Origin of the sequence: Zoogloea ramigera (assembly GCF_006539865.1) — a bacterium.
Taxonomy (GTDB): Bacteria; Pseudomonadota; Gammaproteobacteria; order Burkholderiales; family Rhodocyclaceae; genus Zoogloea; species Zoogloea ramigera.
In genome coordinates this window covers 16,068-32,146 of the sequence record NZ_BJNV01000059.1, presented here as the reverse complement: position 1 = coordinate 32,146, position 16,079 = coordinate 16,068, and the positions used below count along the sequence as shown (strand labels likewise).

16 protein-coding genes are annotated in these 16,079 nt (G+C 68.2%); 11 read left to right on the top strand and 5 right to left on the bottom strand.

What is annotated here, in order from left to right; translation table 11 throughout:
* Positions 1 to 130: 130 nt before the first annotated feature.
* From ZRA01_RS15505 to ZRA01_RS15475, 7 genes are all read left to right on the top strand, one after another.
* Positions 131 to 949 carry a flagellin N-terminal helical domain-containing protein gene (locus ZRA01_RS15505; protein WP_141353839.1) on the top strand — a complete coding sequence of 273 codons (819 nt, stop codon included), beginning with the start codon at positions 131 to 133 and terminating at the stop codon, positions 947 to 949.
* Positions 950 to 1,024: 75 nt separating this feature from the next.
* Positions 1,025 to 1,411, top strand: coding sequence for a flagellar protein FlaG (locus tag ZRA01_RS15500; RefSeq protein WP_141353837.1), 387 nt, complete (start codon positions 1,025 to 1,027; stop codon positions 1,409 to 1,411).
* 193 nt (positions 1,412 to 1,604) lie between these two features.
* A complete protein-coding gene (gene fliD / locus ZRA01_RS15495; protein ID WP_141353835.1) occupies positions 1,605 to 3,002 on the top strand; it encodes a flagellar filament capping protein FliD in 1,398 nt (465 codons plus the stop codon).
* Positions 3,003 to 3,023: 21 nt separating this feature from the next.
* Positions 3,024 to 3,437, top strand: coding sequence for a flagellar export chaperone FliS (gene fliS / locus ZRA01_RS15490; RefSeq protein ID WP_141353833.1), 414 nt, complete (start codon positions 3,024 to 3,026; stop codon positions 3,435 to 3,437).
* An 18-nt stretch (positions 3,438 to 3,455) separates the two neighbouring features.
* Positions 3,456 to 3,806, top strand: a complete 351-nt coding sequence (locus ZRA01_RS15485; protein ID WP_141353831.1) for a flagellar protein FliT — start codon at positions 3,456 to 3,458, stop codon at positions 3,804 to 3,806.
* Between the two features lie 32 nt (positions 3,807 to 3,838).
* Entirely contained in the window at positions 3,839 to 4,888 is a 1,050-nt protein-coding gene (fliK, locus tag ZRA01_RS15480; protein ID WP_141353829.1) for a flagellar hook-length control protein FliK, read from the top strand.
* Positions 4,885 to 5,169, top strand: coding sequence for an EscU/YscU/HrcU family type III secretion system export apparatus switch protein (locus ZRA01_RS15475; protein ID WP_141353827.1), 285 nt, complete (start codon positions 4,885 to 4,887; stop codon positions 5,167 to 5,169). Before fliK ends, ZRA01_RS15475 begins: the two co-directional genes overlap by 4 nt.
* An 87-nt stretch (positions 5,170 to 5,256) precedes the next feature.
* Here the strand turns inward: ZRA01_RS15475 and ZRA01_RS15470 are convergent, their stop codons facing one another.
* From ZRA01_RS15470 to ZRA01_RS15450, 5 genes are all read right to left on the bottom strand, one after another.
* Entirely contained in the window at positions 5,257 to 5,526 is a 270-nt protein-coding gene (locus ZRA01_RS15470; protein WP_141353825.1) for an oxidative damage protection protein, read from the bottom strand.
* An 81-nt stretch (positions 5,527 to 5,607) separates the two neighbouring features.
* Positions 5,608 to 7,206, bottom strand: a complete 1,599-nt coding sequence (locus tag ZRA01_RS15465) for a sensor domain-containing diguanylate cyclase (RefSeq protein ID WP_141353823.1) — start codon at positions 7,204 to 7,206, stop codon at positions 5,608 to 5,610.
* 11 nt (positions 7,207 to 7,217) lie between these two features.
* Positions 7,218 to 8,567: an amino-acid N-acetyltransferase gene (gene argA, locus ZRA01_RS15460; protein ID WP_141353821.1), complete on the bottom strand. Its 1,350-nt coding sequence runs from the start codon at positions 8,565 to 8,567 to the stop codon at positions 7,218 to 7,220.
* Between the two features lie 55 nt (positions 8,568 to 8,622).
* Positions 8,623 to 10,107, bottom strand: coding sequence for a polyphosphate:AMP phosphotransferase (gene pap / locus ZRA01_RS15455; RefSeq protein WP_141353819.1), 1,485 nt, complete (start codon positions 10,105 to 10,107; stop codon positions 8,623 to 8,625).
* Complete coding sequence (locus ZRA01_RS15450; protein ID WP_141353841.1) at positions 10,100 to 10,840, bottom strand: 16S rRNA (uracil(1498)-N(3))-methyltransferase; 741 nt, start codon at positions 10,838 to 10,840, stop codon at positions 10,100 to 10,102. The genes pap and ZRA01_RS15450 overlap by 8 nt, the downstream gene beginning before the upstream one ends.
* 51 nt (positions 10,841 to 10,891) lie before the next feature.
* Between ZRA01_RS15450 and ZRA01_RS15445 the strand changes: the two genes are divergently transcribed.
* The 4 genes from ZRA01_RS15445 (at position 10,892) to ZRA01_RS15430 (ending at position 16,044) form a co-directional block, all read left to right on the top strand.
* A complete protein-coding gene (locus tag ZRA01_RS15445; RefSeq protein ID WP_141353817.1) occupies positions 10,892 to 11,452 on the top strand; it encodes a thioredoxin family protein in 561 nt (186 codons plus the stop codon).
* Positions 11,449 to 12,255: an inositol monophosphatase family protein gene (locus ZRA01_RS15440; RefSeq protein ID WP_141353815.1), complete on the top strand. Its 807-nt coding sequence runs from the start codon at positions 11,449 to 11,451 to the stop codon at positions 12,253 to 12,255. Before ZRA01_RS15445 ends, ZRA01_RS15440 begins: the two co-directional genes overlap by 4 nt.
* Before the next feature lie 37 nt (positions 12,256 to 12,292).
* Positions 12,293 to 13,168 carry a phosphoribulokinase gene (locus tag ZRA01_RS15435; RefSeq protein ID WP_141353813.1) on the top strand — a complete coding sequence of 292 codons (876 nt, stop codon included), beginning with the start codon at positions 12,293 to 12,295 and terminating at the stop codon, positions 13,166 to 13,168.
* Positions 13,169 to 13,353: 185 nt separating this feature from the next.
* Positions 13,354 to 16,044 carry a cation-translocating P-type ATPase gene (locus ZRA01_RS15430; protein WP_141353811.1) on the top strand — a complete coding sequence of 897 codons (2,691 nt, stop codon included), beginning with the start codon at positions 13,354 to 13,356 and terminating at the stop codon, positions 16,042 to 16,044.
* The last annotated feature ends 35 nt before the right edge of the window (positions 16,045 to 16,079 follow it).

Here is a 16,079-nt window from a genome sequence, read left to right as displayed (position 1 = left end):
ATGTTTTTTCTAAAGTCGGCAGGAGCTGCTCCGTTAATGACTTCAACGGCGGTTGCCTTACACACACCGGGCAAGGCGAACCAAAGTTAAGCCTAGTCGCTTATCTTGAACGGAATTAAGGAGAACCAAAATGGCTGCCACTATCAACACCAATGCGATGTCGCTCAATGCACAACGCAACCTTTCCACCTCGCAATCCAGCCTCGCGACCTCGGTCCAGCGCCTGTCGTCCGGCCTGCGTGTGAACAGTGCTAAGGACGACGCAGCCGGTCTGGCGATTGCCGACCGCATGAACGCCCAGGCCAAGGGCTTCGACGTCGCCATCCGCAACGCCAACGACGGCATCTCGATGGCGCAGACCGCCGAATCGGCAATGCAGGCCGTCACCGACAACCTGCAGCGTATGCGCGAACTGGCCGTCCAGTCTGCCAACGGCACCTACACCTCCGGCGACCGCGCGATGCTCGATACCGAATATCAGCAGCTGTCTGAGGAAATCAACCGCGTCATCAGCGGCACCACCTTCAACGGCCAGAGTGTGCTCAACGGCACAGCCGACACCGCCTTCCAAGTTGGTGCAGGCACCCAGGGCACCGACACCATCACGGTCTCAGCCGCCTCTGTTTCGCTCTCCGGCGTCACCGGCGGCGGTAACGTGAGTGCCGCGGGCGGAGCAACGGCGGCCATCGACTCGATCGACACCCAACTCGACAACCTCAACAAGGCCCGCGCCAACTGGGGTGCTGTGCAAAACCGCTTCAGCTCCGTCGTGTCGACCCTGTCGGTCGCCTCGGAGAACGCGCAGGCCTCCCGCGGTCGCATCATGGACGCCGACTTCGCGAAGGAAACCGCCAACATGACCCGCGCACAGATCCTGCAACAGGCTGGCACCGCGATGGTTTCGCAAGCCAACAGCATGCCCAACAACGTGCTGTCTCTGCTCCAGTAATCTGGCCTGGAATCAAACCCACGGGCGCAGCCACCTTGAAGGTGGCCGCGCCTCCTGCACACTTGGGAGAAGAGCATGAGCATCCAGTCAGTCGGCGCCAGCAGCACCCAATACGCGCCCCCCGTCCAGAGCACTCCTGGAGCGGGCGCTGCACGGAAGGCAGAAGCCCCTCCTCCCGAAGTCACCCGCCCCCTGCCCGGCCAGGACACGCAAGGGGCAGACAGGACAGCCCCACCCAACAGTGAACAACTGAACCAGGCCGTCAAGCAGATTCAGGACGTCATCACCAAGACAGCCAACCGCCTGGAGTTCTCGATCGACGAAGACCTGGGCGTTTCCATCGTCAAGGTGGTGGACAGCGAATCCAAGAAGGTGATTCGCCAGATCCCGTCTGAAGAGGTGATGAAGATCGCCAAGGCCCTCGATTCCCTACAAGGCCTGCTTGTCAAGCAACAAGCCTGAACTGCCAGCGCCTACCCTGGCAGAGATTGACTTCCCATGACCGTGCCCTGCGGCGGGATTTGCTAACAAGGGCACCGGAGGCAAACTGGCACACAACCTGCTGTGTAAGATCAAAGTAGCGACAAGCCTCAAGTTTGATAGAAGCCCGTCGTAATTTGTCTAAACCGCAAGGTCGCAATACAAGGGGTTCAGCATGACCACAATTTCATCAGCAGGCGTCGGATCCGGCCTCAATATCGAATCGATCGTCACAGCCCTGATGTCAGTGGAAAAGCAACCGCTGACCAACCTGGAAAAGCGCCAGACCTCCTACGAGTCCAAGATATCCGCCCTGGGCACCCTGAAGGCGGCATTGTCATCGCTGCAGACCGCCGCAAAGGCTCTCACCCCGGCAAGCACACAGACTGCAACGGCAGCTTTTTCCGGTTTCAAGGCAACACTTGCCGATTCCACCATCGCCACAGCAACGACAAGCAGCGCAGCAGTGGCCGGCACGTACTCGGTGGAGGTCGGAGCCCTTGCCACCAACCAGCGCCTGGCCCTCGGCAAAACATACGACGCCGGAGCCGCGGTGCTTGATTTCGGCAGTGACAGCAGCCGTACCCTGACCCTCACCAAGGGCAGCACGGCGGTGGACATCACCCTGGACAGCAGCCAGAACACGCTCGCAGGCGTGCGCAATGCGATCAACAATGCATCTGCCGGAGTCAGCGCCACCATCGTCACCGACACCAGCGGCAAACAGAACCTGCTCCTCACCGCCACCGACGGCGGTACCGCCAACGCCGTGAGCATCTCCGGCACCGCTACCTTCATCGATCCGGCCAACCCGGGTAGCCCGATCGCGGCCTCCAGCGCCTTCAACCAGACCCAGGCAGCCACCGACGCGTCAGTGAAGATCCAGGGAATCTCGATCGCCACCAGCGGCAACAAGATCACCGACGCCATCGACGGCGTGACCCTCGATCTCACCAAGACCGGCACCACCAACCTCACGGTCACCCGCGACAACACCGACCTCAAGGGCAAGCTCGAAACCTTTGTAAACGCCTACAACAGCCTCAATTCGTCGATCAAGAGCCTAGGCGCCTACAACAGCGCCACCAAGACCGCCGCGGCGCTCAACGGCGACAGCACCCTGCGCAGCGTCCAGAGCCAGGTCCGGACGGCCCTCACCAGCGTCCCCGCCGATCTGGCCAGCAACCCGCTGAAAACTCTCAGCGACATCGGCATCAGCTTCCAGCCCGACGGCTCCCTCAAGCTCGACAGCACCAAGTTCGAGAAAGCCGCGAGCACCAACTTTTCGGCCACGGCCAACGTGATCGGTGCCTTTGGTAATACGCTCAAAACCACCACCACCGATCTCTTGGCCACAAACGGCGTGATCGCCAGCCGCAGCGACGGCCTCAGCAGCAGTGTCAAGGCCCTCGACAGGCAAATGGAGGCCATGGAGAACCGGCTGACGATCATCGAAAAGAACTACCGGGCACGATTCACCTCTCTCGACACCACCATGACCAGCATGAGCACCACCAGCAGCTACCTGAACCAGCAGCTCACCCTCCTCAGCAACATGGCGACCAACAACTAAGTTCGACCGGAGACAACGCATATGTCGTTTGGCATCGCAGCCCGCCGCGGCGCCGCCGCCTACAGCTCCGTCGGCGTCGAAACCGGCGTATCCACGGCCGACCCCCACAAGCTGATCCTGATGCTCTTCGAAGGTGCCCTGCTGCAGATCGGCACCGCCGCGATCGCCCTCGAAAACAAGGATGTTCCGGGCAAGGGCATGGCGATCTCCAAGGCCATCGAGATCATCCTCAACGGTCTCAAGGTCAGCCTCGACTACGAAGCCGGCGGCGAGCTCGCCCAGCGCCTGGGCGCCCTGTACGACTACATGACCCAGCGGCTTCTCTACGCCAACCTGCACAACAGCCGGCCGGCGATGGACGAAGTCACCCAACTGCTCACCGACCTGAAAAGCGCCTGGGAAGCCATTGGCGCTTCCGATCAGGCCCAGCGATAAGCCCCACGGAGATCTTTCATGAGTTCCCTCGCCCTCCTGGAACAGATGAGCAGCTACTCCACCGAGATGGTGGACGCCGCCCGAGCCAACGACTGGGACCGCCTCACCCGCCTCGAGCGGCAGGTCGCCTCCCTGCGCGACCGCATGGGCGTCGAGGAAGCCCTCGGCTTCCAGGGCCGTGCCAGCAAGCGCATGTCCGAAGACGAGCGCCAGAAGAAGATCGCACTGATCCGGCGCATCCTCGACGACGACAAGGAAGTGCGCGTGCACACCGAGCCCTGGATGGACAATGTCCGTCAGCTGCTCTCCGGCGGCGCGCGCGAACGCAACGTCCGTGCCGCCTATGGCGAGCCGTCCAAAGACGAATAAACACCAGGCCAAGCGGCCGGTGGAGCCATCCAATGATCCCCGGAGACCTCGCCGCCCGCCTGCGGATGCTCACCGAAGCAAGCTTCTTCTCCGGTGAGCCCAATGTGGCGCCCCTGGCCCGGGTCAAGGCCATCACGGATCAGCTGCCGGCTTTCACGCCCGGCCAGCGCGTCATCGCAAACCTCCAGACAGCCTACCCCGGCAACACCTATCAGGCCCGCATCGGCGGCCGCGACGTCACCCTCGCCCTGCCCCAGGCCGCCAACGCCGGTGACACCCTCGAGCTCGTCGTCAGCCATGTCACGCCGCGGGCCGTCTTTGCCACCCTCGCCCAGCCGACAACCAGCACGGGCACCGCCGCAGCCACGCCGGCACTCAGCCAGACCGGGCGGCTGATCAGCTTCCTGCTCACCGGCCAGCCCGCCGCCCAGACTGCCGCCCTCAACGGCGGCCAGCCGATGCTGGCGGCGGCGCCGCAGGGCCCCGGCGACAGTGCCCTGCTGGCAAGCCGGCTGAGCACGGCCCTCGAACAGAGCGGGCTGTTCTATGAATCCCATCAGGCCCGCTGGCTCGCCGGCAAGCTCGACACCGCGGCCCTCATGCAGGAACCCCAGGGCCGCAGCCCGACGCCACCGGCCACGCCAGCCGCGGCCCCCGGCGGCACAGAAACCATCACCACCCCGCGCGCGGCAAACGAAGGCCTGGCGCCTATCCCCGAGCGCCTGCTGCCCCTGGTCCACCAGCAGCTCGACGCCGTGGCCACCCAGAACTTCGTCTGGCAGGGGCAGGTCTGGCCCGGCCAGACGATGGAATGGGAAATCGAAGACCCGGCCGCCGACGGCCGCAGCGGTGACGAGCCCGACGAAAACTGGACCAGCACCCTGCGCCTCACCCTGCCTCGCCTGGGCGGCGTCGAGGCCCGCCTGCACCTCACCCCGGCGGGCGTGGCGATGCGCCTGATCGCCGACAGCGACACCACGCGCCAGGCCCTCACGGCCGCCGAACCCCGCCTGGCCGACGCCCTGGCCGCCACCGACGTGCCCCTCACCGGGCTCGTTGCCGAACTCCGCAGCCCCCCATGAACCGCCCAGAATCCCCTGGCGACGCGCCCCGCGCCGAGGCGGTCGCCCTCGCCTACAACGCCGGCCAGTCGGCCCCGACGGTGGTCGCCAAGGGTCGTGGCCTGATCGCCGCCGAGATCATCTCCCGAGCCAAGGAGGCCGGCGTGTTCGTGCACGAATCACCCGAGCTCGTCGCCCTGCTGATGCAGGTTGACCTCGACGCCCGCATTCCACCCGAGCTTTACGTGGCGGTGGCCGAGCTGCTGGCCTGGCTTTACAGCATCGAGGCGGGCAGCAAATAGGCCCGGCCGCGGGCGCATTCCGCTGCTTCCAAAACGCCGAAGGCCCCGCAAACCGGGGCCTTCGGCATTGAAAACGGGGTAGGACGCTCAGCTCTGCGGGACGTAGCCGCTGATCTGATCGGCACCGCCGCCGAAGAAGTAGCGCTCCATCTGCTCGGCCAGGTACTTGCGCGCCCGGGCGTCCATCAGGTTCAGGCGGTTCTCGTTGATCAGCATCGTCTGGTGACGAACCCACTGCTGCCAGGCTTCCTTGGAGACGTTCTCGAAGACGCGCTTGCCGAGCTCGCCGGGAATCGGCGGCAGGTCCAGACCTTCAGCCTCGCGGCCGAGCTTCACACAATTGACCATCCGTGCCATGTATCACCTCTTGAGTTAAAACCCCCGGCGCGATCGTGCTGCAGCCGGGAACGTGCCCAGATTCTAGCCCGCCGGGGCCGCTCAGGCCAGCGACTGCGCGTGGCTTTCGGCGGGCGCGAACGCCCAGCGGTTGCCACCCTGGGTCTTCGCCACATACATCGCCCGGTCGGCCGCCCCCACCAGTCCTTCGGGGCCACCCCCCTGCTGCGGGCTGAAGGCGATGCCGAGGCTCGCCGTGACCGCCACCGTCTCGTCACCAAAAGTGAAGCGCAGGCCGGCGACGCAGCCGGTGACCCGCCGCGCCAGCTCGGCCAGCTCCAGCGCCGTCGCCGACGGGACCAGGATCGCGAACTCGTCGCCCCCCAAGCGGAAGAACATCTCGTTGCGACGCACCACCGCGCCCACCGCTGTCGCGAGGCGCACCAGCACTTCGTCGCCCGCCTGGTGACCGAAGCGGTCGTTGACCGGCTTGAAGCCGTCGAGGTCGATCGCCAGCAGCCCGACCCCCTCGCCCCGCCGCTGGCCATCGGCGAGCATCCGCACGAGTTCCTCGTGGAAACGCCGGCGGTTGTAGAGGTTGGTCAGCGGGTCGCGCTCGGCCATCTGCTGGAGCTGGCGGGCCGCCAGCCGCTGGGCCGTGACATCCTCGAACACCCAGATCCGGCCGATCGCCCGCGGCCCCTCCGGCGCCGGCACCAGACGGGACGAGCTGGTCAGCACGCGGCCGCTTCTGAAATGGAACTCCACAGGCTCGCTCGGCTGGCGACTCTCGACCACATCCTTCAGGTGCTTCAGGAACACCTCGGGCTCGACGAGCAGATCCATCACCATGCGCTGCAACATCACATCGCGCATACCCATCAGGCTCTTGCTGGGAGGCAGGCCCCAGATCTCGTAGAAAGCCTGGTTGCAATAAACCACCCGGTGATCCGGGTCCATGAACAGGATGCCCGCCCGCACCACATCGAGCAGCGCCGACAAGCGCAGGCGCTCCTCGTTGCTGCGGCGCAGATAGTGCTCGGACAAGGCCTGGGCCCGGCGCAGGGCGGCCACGGTTTCCAGCTGCTGGTACTCGGCCTCCTTGCGCGACTGGATGTCCTCCATCGACACCCGCAGGCTCAGCAGGCGGCCATCCTCCTCGCGCACCGGCAGCCAATGGCAGGCCATCCAGAGCGTGGCCCCATCCCGGCGCTGGATGCGCAGCTCGAAATCGGCAGGCACTCCGGTCTCCAGGAGCACCTGCAGCTGCTGGCGGCAGAAGGCCCGGTCGCGGTCGCAGACCAGCAACTCGACGAAATCCGCCGCCTTAAGGGCCGCCGCGTCATGGCCGGTGAGGCGCTCGACGGCCGGGTTGGCCCAGATGAGGCACCCATCGAGGCCGACCAGCCCCTCGATACCACGCCCCGCCTCGGCCGCCAGGCGGAAGTGGCGATCGTGACTGGGGCCGGCCACGTCGGCCGCGGGCTGTGCCGCCAGGCGCTGCCGCAGCATCAGGATGTAGCCCCCGCTCGCCAGCCCGCACAGGGTGGCCAGCCCCGCGCCGACCGTGACGAAAGGCGACATGAACACCTCCGGCAGGCCCGCCCAGGCCGGCGCCGCCGCCATGACGAAGCACGCAACACCGGCGAGGCGCCAGCCGCGCGGAGAAGTGATCGAATGCCCTGCGGGGAGTGGGCGCATCCCTCAGCCTCTCACAGGCTCTTCATGAAAACCTTCGAACGCCGGCTCACGTCGTACATCTCGCGCTTCTGGCGGGGCAGCTCTTCGGGGGGAGCCTCGCGGAAGCCGCGCTCACGGAACCAGTCGGAGGTGCGCGTTGTGAGCACGAACAGGCGCTCCACGCCGATCGCCCGGGAGCGCGACTCGATGCGCTTGAGCAGCATCTCGCCGAGGCCGGCCCGGCGGTGCTCGGGCACCACCGCCACGCAGGCCATCTCGGCCGCGCGCTCGTCGATGAAGGGGTAGAGCGCCGCACAGCCCACCAGCACGCCGTCGTACTCGACCACCGTGAAGCGCTCGACCTCGGCCTCCAGACGCTCGCGGCTGCGCCGCACCAGGGTGCCATCGGCCTCCATCGGCGCGATCACGCTGGCCAGCGCGCCGATGTCCTCGACGGTCGCCTCGCGCAGGCGGAACAGCGGGTCGCGGGTGAGCACCGTGCCGACACCCTGGGGCGTGAAGAACTCCAGCAGCAGGCCGCCGTCCTTGTCCCGGTCGATCAGGTGGGCGCGGCCCACGCCCTTGCGCACCGCGCGGATCGCGCAGGGCAGGTACAGGTCGAGGTCTTCGGTGAGGCCCTCGCCGGCCTTCAGCATCGCCTCGGCGTCGTCGGCGGTGATCGCCTCGATCAGGCCGCCGCGGGCGTCGAGCAGGCCCGGCGCGTCGCACAGGTAGATCAGCTTCTCCGCCTGCAGCGCGATCGCCACCGCCTCGGCCACTGCCTCCATGCTCATGTTGAAGATCTCGCCGGCCGGCGACACCCCGAGGGAGGACATCAGCACCACGTTCTGCTGGTCGAGGTCGGCGACGATCTCTTCGGCGATCACCTTGCGTACCGCGCCGGTGAAGCCGTGATCGATGCCATCCACCACCCCGACCGGCTTGGCGGTGAGGAAGTTGCCGCCGGTGACGCGCATGAAGCTGCCGGCCATCGGCGTGTTGGGCAGGCCCTGGGAGAGCAGCGCCTCCATCTCGATGCGGGTCACCGCCACCGCCGCCTTGACGCACTCGAGGGCCGCCGCGTCGGTGACGCGCAGGCCGTTGTGGTAGCGCGGGGTGAGGCCGCGGCGGGCCAGCTCGGCCTCGATCTGCGGCCGCGCGCCGTGCACCAGCACCAGGCGCACGCCCAGCGCGGCGAGCAGGTTGCAGTCGTAGGCCAGCTTCTGGGCAAGCTGGCCGGCCGCCACCTCGCCGCCAAAGCCCAGCACGAAGGTCTTGCCGCGAAAGGCATGGATGAAGGGCGCCGCCGCCCGCACCCAGGCAACGAAACGCTCGGAAAGGTTTTCGGCCGCCGAGGCGGCGTTGAGATCGGACGAATTCACTTGGCAGACACGCAAGACAGGTTGAAAAGGTGGCCCGAGGGCGAAGGCGCGCTTACTACTCGAGGACGGCTTCGAGCTTATTGACCAGGGTGCGCAGGATCTTGACCCGCGCAAAATACTTGTTGTCGGCCTCCACCAGCGTCCACAGGGCGTTGCTGGTGCTGGTGCGGTCGATCATGTCGCACACGGCGGGCTCGTAGAGGGGCCATTTTTCGCGGTTGCGCCAGTCGTCGGGGGTGATCTTGTAGCGCTTGAAGGTTTCGCTCTCCCGCGCCTTGAAGCGCGCCAGCTGCTCGTCCTGGCTCACCGACAGCCAGAACTTGACGACCACCGCCCCGGCCGACACCAGCTGATCCTCGAAATCGTTGATCTCGGCGTAGGCGCGCATCCAGTCGGCCTCCGAGCAGAAACCCTCGACCCGCTCGACCAGCACCCGCCCGTACCACGAGCGGTCGAAGATCGCCACCTTGCCGCGCTGCGGCAGGCGCCGCCAGAACCGCCACAGATAGGGCTGGGCCGCCTCCTCGTCGGTGGGTGCGGCGATCGGGATGACCTGGTACTGCCGGGTGTCGAGGGCCTCGGTGATGCGGCGGATCGCCCCGCCCTTGCCGGCAGCGTCCATGCCCTCGAAAACCAGCACCAGCGAGCGCCGCGCAAAGGCGTCGCTGCGCAGCGCCAGCGCCAGGCGCCCCTGCAGCTTCTCGAGCGCCTTGTCGTAGGCCTTTTTGTCCATCGGCTGGGACAGCACCAGCGCGTTGAGCAGGTTGCGCTCATCGGGCGCGGCCACCAGCGGCGCCGCCGTCTGGCGCGGGCGGAAGCCCTTGCGCACGTATTCGATACGGCGCTGCAGCCGCTCAAGGAGCGTGCGGCCGACCTGCACCGCCCGGTACTGCGGGTCGGTGCCGTCGACGATCACCCACGGCGCAACGCCGGTGCTAGTGCGGCGCAGCACGTGCTCGGCGACCTCGCGGTAGCGGTCGTACTGCTCATAAAAGTCCCAGTCGGCCTGCTGCACCCGCCAGCGGGTGGCCGGGCTGGATTCCAGCGCCTTGAGGCGTTTTTTCTGGCCGGCCCGCGACAGGTGGAACCAGAACTTCACCAGCAGCACGCCCTCGGCCGCCAGCATCGCCTCGAAGCGGTTGAGCTCGGACAGGCGCTGGTCGAGGGGCGCCTTTTTGAGGCGCCCGCCGGCGCGCTCGCCGATCGGGTCCACATACCAGTTACCGAACAGCACGCCGATCTTGCCCTTGGGCGGCAGGGCCCGCCAGAAGCGCCACATGGGCGGCCGATCGCCCTCCTCGCCGGTGGGGCGGTCGAAGGCATGCACCTCGATGTGGCGCGGGTCCATCCACTCGTTGAGCAGGTTCACCGTCTCGCCGCGCCCGGCGCCGTCTATCCCGTTGATCAGGATGACCACGGCAAAATCCTTGTGCTCGAACAGATCGAACTGCACGTCGAGCAGGTCGGTGCGCAGCTTGGGTTCGATGGTCTCGTATTCGGCCTTCGACAGGCGATGGCCCAGTTCAGCGGACTCAAACATCGACGTCTCCCGAAAAATCGCCCCACAGTGTCTGCAGGGCCGCCAGCGCGGCCAGCCCGGCGGTTTCGGTGCGCAACACCCGCGGCCCGAGGGCCAGCGGCGCGCAGCCGGCGTGCTCGGCCAGGGCGAGCTCGGCTGGCGACCAGCCGCCCTCGGGGCCGATCAGCACCGCCAGCGGGCCGCTCGGCCGCGCCTTGCCGGCCAGCGCCCCGGCGGCCCCGGGCGCGAGGATCAGCCGGGTGCCATCGAAGGCCTGGGCCAGATACTTTGCCAGCGGCAAAATCGGCGCCACCTGGGGCACCCGGTTGCGCCCCGACTGCTCGCAGGCCGCCACCGCGATCTGCTGCCAGTGGGCCACCCGCTTGTCGGCCCGGTCGCCGGCGAGCTTGAGCACCGAACGCTCGGCCGCCACCGGCTGGATCGCCACCGCGCCCAACTCGACGGCTTTCTGGACAACCCAGTCCATCTTGTCGCCGCTCGCCAGCGCCTGCACCAGAGTGATCTGCAGCGGCGATTCACGACCCGCCGCCAGCCGCGGCCCGAGCCGCGCCACGGGCTGCTTGCCCAGCGCCAGCAGGGTCGCCGCGCACTCGCCGCCCTGGCCGTCGAAGAGCGTCACCGCGTCGCCCACCGCGAGCCGCAGCACACGCTCGGCATGGTGGGCGACCGGCCCCGGCAGAGGCATGTCGGAATCGGGAAGCAGGCCGTCGGGGCAGAAGAAGCGCGGATTCATCATGCTATTATCCGCAAATTCCGCGCGTCTCAACGGGATCGGAACGAAGATATGGTCAGTCTCACCACGCCACTGTGCGATTTCGGCTGGTCAGCCCCGGATTTCACCCTGCCGGGCATCGACGGCAAGCCCCACTCCCTCTCCAGTTGCCGCGGCCCGCGGGGCCTGCTGGTGATGTTCATCTGCAACCACTGCCCCTACGTGAAGGCCGTGCTGCCGCGCATCCTGCGCGACTGCCGTGAGCTCGCCGGCCTGGGCATCGGCGCGGTGGCGATCATGTCCAACGACCCCACCGACTACCCCGAGGACTCGTTCGACAACATGCGGCGCATCGCCACCGAAATGGATTTCCCCTTCCCCTACCTGCTCGACGCGAGCCAGGCCGTCGCCAAGGCCTACGGGGCGGTGTGCACGCCCGACTTCTTCGGCTTCGACGCCGGCCTCGGGCTGCAGTACCGCGGCCGCCTCGACGCCTCCGGCAAAGCCCCCGCCCCCGCCGACGCCCGCCGCGAGCTCTTCGAGGCGATGCGTGAGGTCGCCGCCACGGGCCACGGCCCCCGCGCCCAGACGGCCGGCATGGGCTGCTCGATCAAATGGCGGGAGGCACCATGAGCAGCGCCCAACGCCTGGAGCAAGTCCGCAGCCTCACCGCCCTGGTGCGTGAGATGGCCCACGAGATCATCCTGCCCCGCTACCTGCGCGCCGCCCGCGAGCGCAAGGCCGACGGCAGCGTGCTCACCGAGGCCGACCTGGCCTCCCAGGCCGCCCTCGTCGAACGCCTGCCCGGCCTCATCAAGGCCCCGGTGCTGGGCGAAGAGATGAGCGCCGAAGAGCAGGGCCGGGTGTGGCACCAGGGCCAGCACGGCCTGTGGGTCATCGACCCCATCGACGGCACCACCAACTTTGCCAACGGCATCCCCTTCTTCGGGGTCGCGGTGGCCTACCTGGTCGAGCACAAAACCCAGCTCGGCGTGGTTTACAACCCGGTCACCGACGAGGCCTTCTACGCCGGCCGCGGCGCCGGCGCCTGGCTCAACGACGTGCCGCTGCCCCTGCGCAACCCAACCACCACCCTCCGGGAAGCCGTCGCCGGTGTCGACTTCAAGCGCATCAGCCACCACCTCGGCGACGAGCTCGCCGTGCGCCCACCCTATTATTCCCAACGCAACTTCGGCTCCAGCGCCCTCGAGTGGTGCTACGTGGCCGCCGGCCGCCTTGATGTGTACATCCACGGCGGGCAGATGCTGTGGGACTACGCCGCCGGCCGCCTGATCCTCGAAGAAGCCGGCGGCAGCTACAGCAGCCTGGGCGGCACGCCCCTCACCGCCGGGCCGGCCATCAAGCGCTCGGTGATCGCCGCCGCCAGCCCGGCGCTCTTCGAGCAGTGGCGCACCTGGCTGCACGCCCACGCCTGAGCGGGCGCAGCCCAGAACACCCACTTTCGGAACCGCCATGTCGATCAAGCACCCCATCATCGTGGTGACCGGCTCATCGGGCGCGGGCACCACCACGGTGAAGCACACCTTCGAAGGCATCTTCTGGCGCGAGAAGGTCAACGCTGCCATAGTCGAGGGCGACAGCTTCCACCGCTACACGCGGGACGAGATCCGCCAGCTGATCACCGAAGCCGAAGCCCAGGGCAAGCGCGGCATCAGCCATTTCGGCCCCGAGGCCAACCTCTTCGAAGACCTCGAGAACCTCTTCCGCACCTACGGCGAATCGGGCACCGGCAAGCGCCGCGCCTACCTGCACAGCGCCGAGGAGGCCGCCCGGCGCGGCCTCAAGGTGGGCAGCTTCACGCCCTGGGAAGACATCCCCCCCGACACCGACTGCCTGTTCTACGAAGGCCTCCACGGCGCGGTGATCACCGACACCGTCAACACCTGCCAGCACGCCGACGTGCTGATCGGCGTGGCGCCCACCACCAACCTCGAATGGATCCAGAAGATCCACCGCGACACCCGCACCCGCGGCTACTCCCTCGAGGCCGTACAGGAAACCATCCTGCGCCGCATGCACGACTACGTGCACTACATCGTCCCGCAGTTTTCGCGCACCGACATCAACTTCCAGCGCGTCCCGATGGTAGACACCTCGAACCCCTTCGTGGCCCGCGACATCCCCACCGCCGACGAATCCAAGGTCATCATCCGCTTCCGCAACCCGCGGGGGGTCGACTTCCCCTACCTGCTGAGCATGATCCACGAGAGCTTCATGTCCCGCGCCAACACCATCGTGGTGCCCGGTGGCAAGCTCGACCTAGCGATGCAGCTGATCCTCACCCCGCTCATCTGGAAGCTCATGAAACGCCGCCGCCAGTGGGTGTGACCCCTCCGGGCCAGGCTTCACCCGGCCCGCCCCCTCGGCGGCAATGAAACTTGGGGCGGCCCGGCGTTTCCTTGAAAAGCCGCGGGCCGAATCCGGCACTGCAGGCGCTACGCGCCTATGATTGAACCACCAGCCGGGCCCTGAGCCGCCGCCCCGCGGCAGGTGTCCGCACCCAGGGTTCAGTCATGCGCACCGACGGCACCTCCATTGCCAGCCAGCCCCCCGAGGCGGCCCTCGCCGCCCTCCGCAGTCAGGCTGCGGGGCTCAGCCCGGGCGAAGCGCGGCGCCGCCTGCAGGCCTTCGGGCCGAATCGGGTCGAAACCCTGGCCGGCGAACCCGTCTGGCTGACCCTGCTGCTCGAGTTCACCCATTTCTTCGCCCTCGTGCTGTGGCTCGCCGCCGGGCTGGCCTTCGCCGCCGAGCACTTCGAGCCGGGCCAGGGCATGGCCGAGCTGGGGGTGGCGATCATCGGCGTGATCGTCGTCAATGGCGGCTTCTCGTTCTGGCAGGCCTACCGCGCCGAAAAGGCCCTCGAGGCCCTGCGCCGGCTGCTGCCCCAGCAGGTCAAGGTGCGTCGCGGTGGCCACATCGACGAGATCGACGCCGCCGGGCTCGTCCCCGGCGACATCATCAGCCTGGCCGAGGGCGACAAGGTGCCCGCCGACTGCCGGGCCCTCGAGAGCTGGGGCGTGCGCGTCAACCTAGCCACCCTCACCGGCGAGTCGCTCCCGAAGGCGCGGGTCGCCGAGGCCGACCCCGCCGCCCCGGCCGACCCCCTCGTGGCGCGCAACCTCCTGCTCGCCGGCTCCCTCATCGTCGCTGGCGAATGCAGCGCCGTCGTGTACGCCACCGGGATGCACACCGAACTCGGCCGCATCGCCCACCTCACCCAGACCGCCGGCGACACCGAATCGCCGCTGCAAGCAGAGATCCGCCGCGTCTCCCGGCTGGTGGCGCTGCTGGCGCTGGGCCTGGGGCTGGTCTTCTTTGCGATCGGCCAGGCCATCGGCCTGCCCTTCTGGGTCAACTTCATGTTCGCCATCGGCATCATCGTCGCCAACGTGCCCGAGGGCCTGCTCCCCACCGTCACCCTCGCGCTGGCGCTGGCCACCCAGCGCATGGCCCGCCGCAACGCGCTGGTGCGCCACCTGCCGGCGGTCGAGACCCTGGGCAGCGCCACCACCATCCTCACCGACAAGACCGGCACCCTTACCCAGAACCGCATGAGCGTGCGCGAGCTCTTCGCCGGCGGGCGCCACCGCCTCGCCGCCGAGCGCTGGCCGGCGGGCGGCGACGTCCATCTGCGGGCCGTCGCGCGCTTCTGCCACAGCCTCAAGTTTCCCGCCGACCAGCCCGCCGGCGACCCGATGGAGATCGCCCTGTGGCAGTTCGCCGGGCCGATCCCCGAGCCGGGCGAGCGGCGCGGGGAGATCGCCTTCGACGCCGAGCGCCGGCGCATGTCGGTGATCACCCGGCACCCGGACGGCAGCGGCCAGCTGTGGTGCAAGGGCGCACCCGAGTCGGTGCTGCCGCTGTGCACGCACTGGATGGACGGCGACACCGCCCACCCCCTGGGCGAGGACACGCGGGATGACTTCAACCGCGCCCACACCGACATGGCCGACCGCGGCCTGCGGGTGCTGGCCCTGGCCTGGCGCCCCCTCGCGGCGAGCGACGAAGCCGATGAGGCGCAGCTCGCCCTGGCCGGCCTGGTCGGCCTCGAAGACCCGCCCCGCCCCGACGTGCACGCGTCGGTCGAGCGCTGCCACGAGGCCGGCCTGCGGGTCATCATGGTCACCGGCGACCACCCGCGCACCGCCGTGGCGGTGGCCCGCGAGGTGAGCATCGTGCGCGGCCCCAGCCCGCTGGTGATCAGTGGCGAGGCCCTCCGCGCGATGGCGCCGGCGGCGCTGCAACTCGCCCTCGACGCCCCCGAGATCGTCTTCGCCCGGGTCAGCGCCGAGCAGAAGATGCTGATCGTCCAGGCCCTGCAGCGAAAGGGCGAGATCGTCGCGGTGACCGGCGACGGGGTGAACGACGCCCCGGCCCTCAAGACCGCCGACATCGGCATCGCGATGGGCCTGTCGGGCACCGACGTGGCCCGCGAGGCGGCCGACATCGTGCTCCTCGACGACCACTTCGCCACCATCGTCAATGCCATCGAGGAAGGGCGCGCGGTGTTCGGCAACATCCGCAAGTTCCTCACCTACATCCTCACCTCGAACATCCCCGAGCTGGTTCCCTACCTGGCCTTCGTGCTGCTGCGCATCCCCCTGCCGCTCACGGTGATCCAGATCCTTGCCGTCGACCTCGGCACCGACATGCTGCCGGCCCTCGCGCTGGGCGCCGAGCCGCCCCACCCGGACGCCATGCGCAGCCCGCCCCGCCCGCGCGGCGAGCGCCTGCTGTCGTGGCCGGTGATCGCCCGGGCCTATCTCTTCCTGGGGCCCCTAGAGGCGCTCGGCGCGCTGGCCGCCTTCCTGTTCGTGATGCAGGCAGGGGGCTGGGCCTACGGCGCCATGCCGGCCCCAACCGACCCGCTCTACCGTCAGGCCACCACCGCCTGCCTGACAGCCATCGTGCTGGCCCAGATGGTCAACCTGTTCGTATGCCGCCACCCGCGGGAGGCCGCCTGGCGGCTGCCGCTGCGGGGCAACCCGCTGATCGTCGCCAGCCTGCTGGCCGAGGCCGGGCTGCTGCTCGCCATTGTTTACACCGAACTCGGCAACCGCCTGTTCGGCACGGTGCCGCTGCCCGTCGAGGCCTGGCTGTTCGCGCTGCCCTTCGCGCTTCTCTTAGGTGTGGCCGAAGAGCTGCGCAAGGGCGTGCTGAGGTGGGCCAGGCGGCGCTCCGACGCCGCGCCAGCGAGGCATTAGCCCAGGCTGCCGCAGCCTGCCTTCAGCCCGGCGAT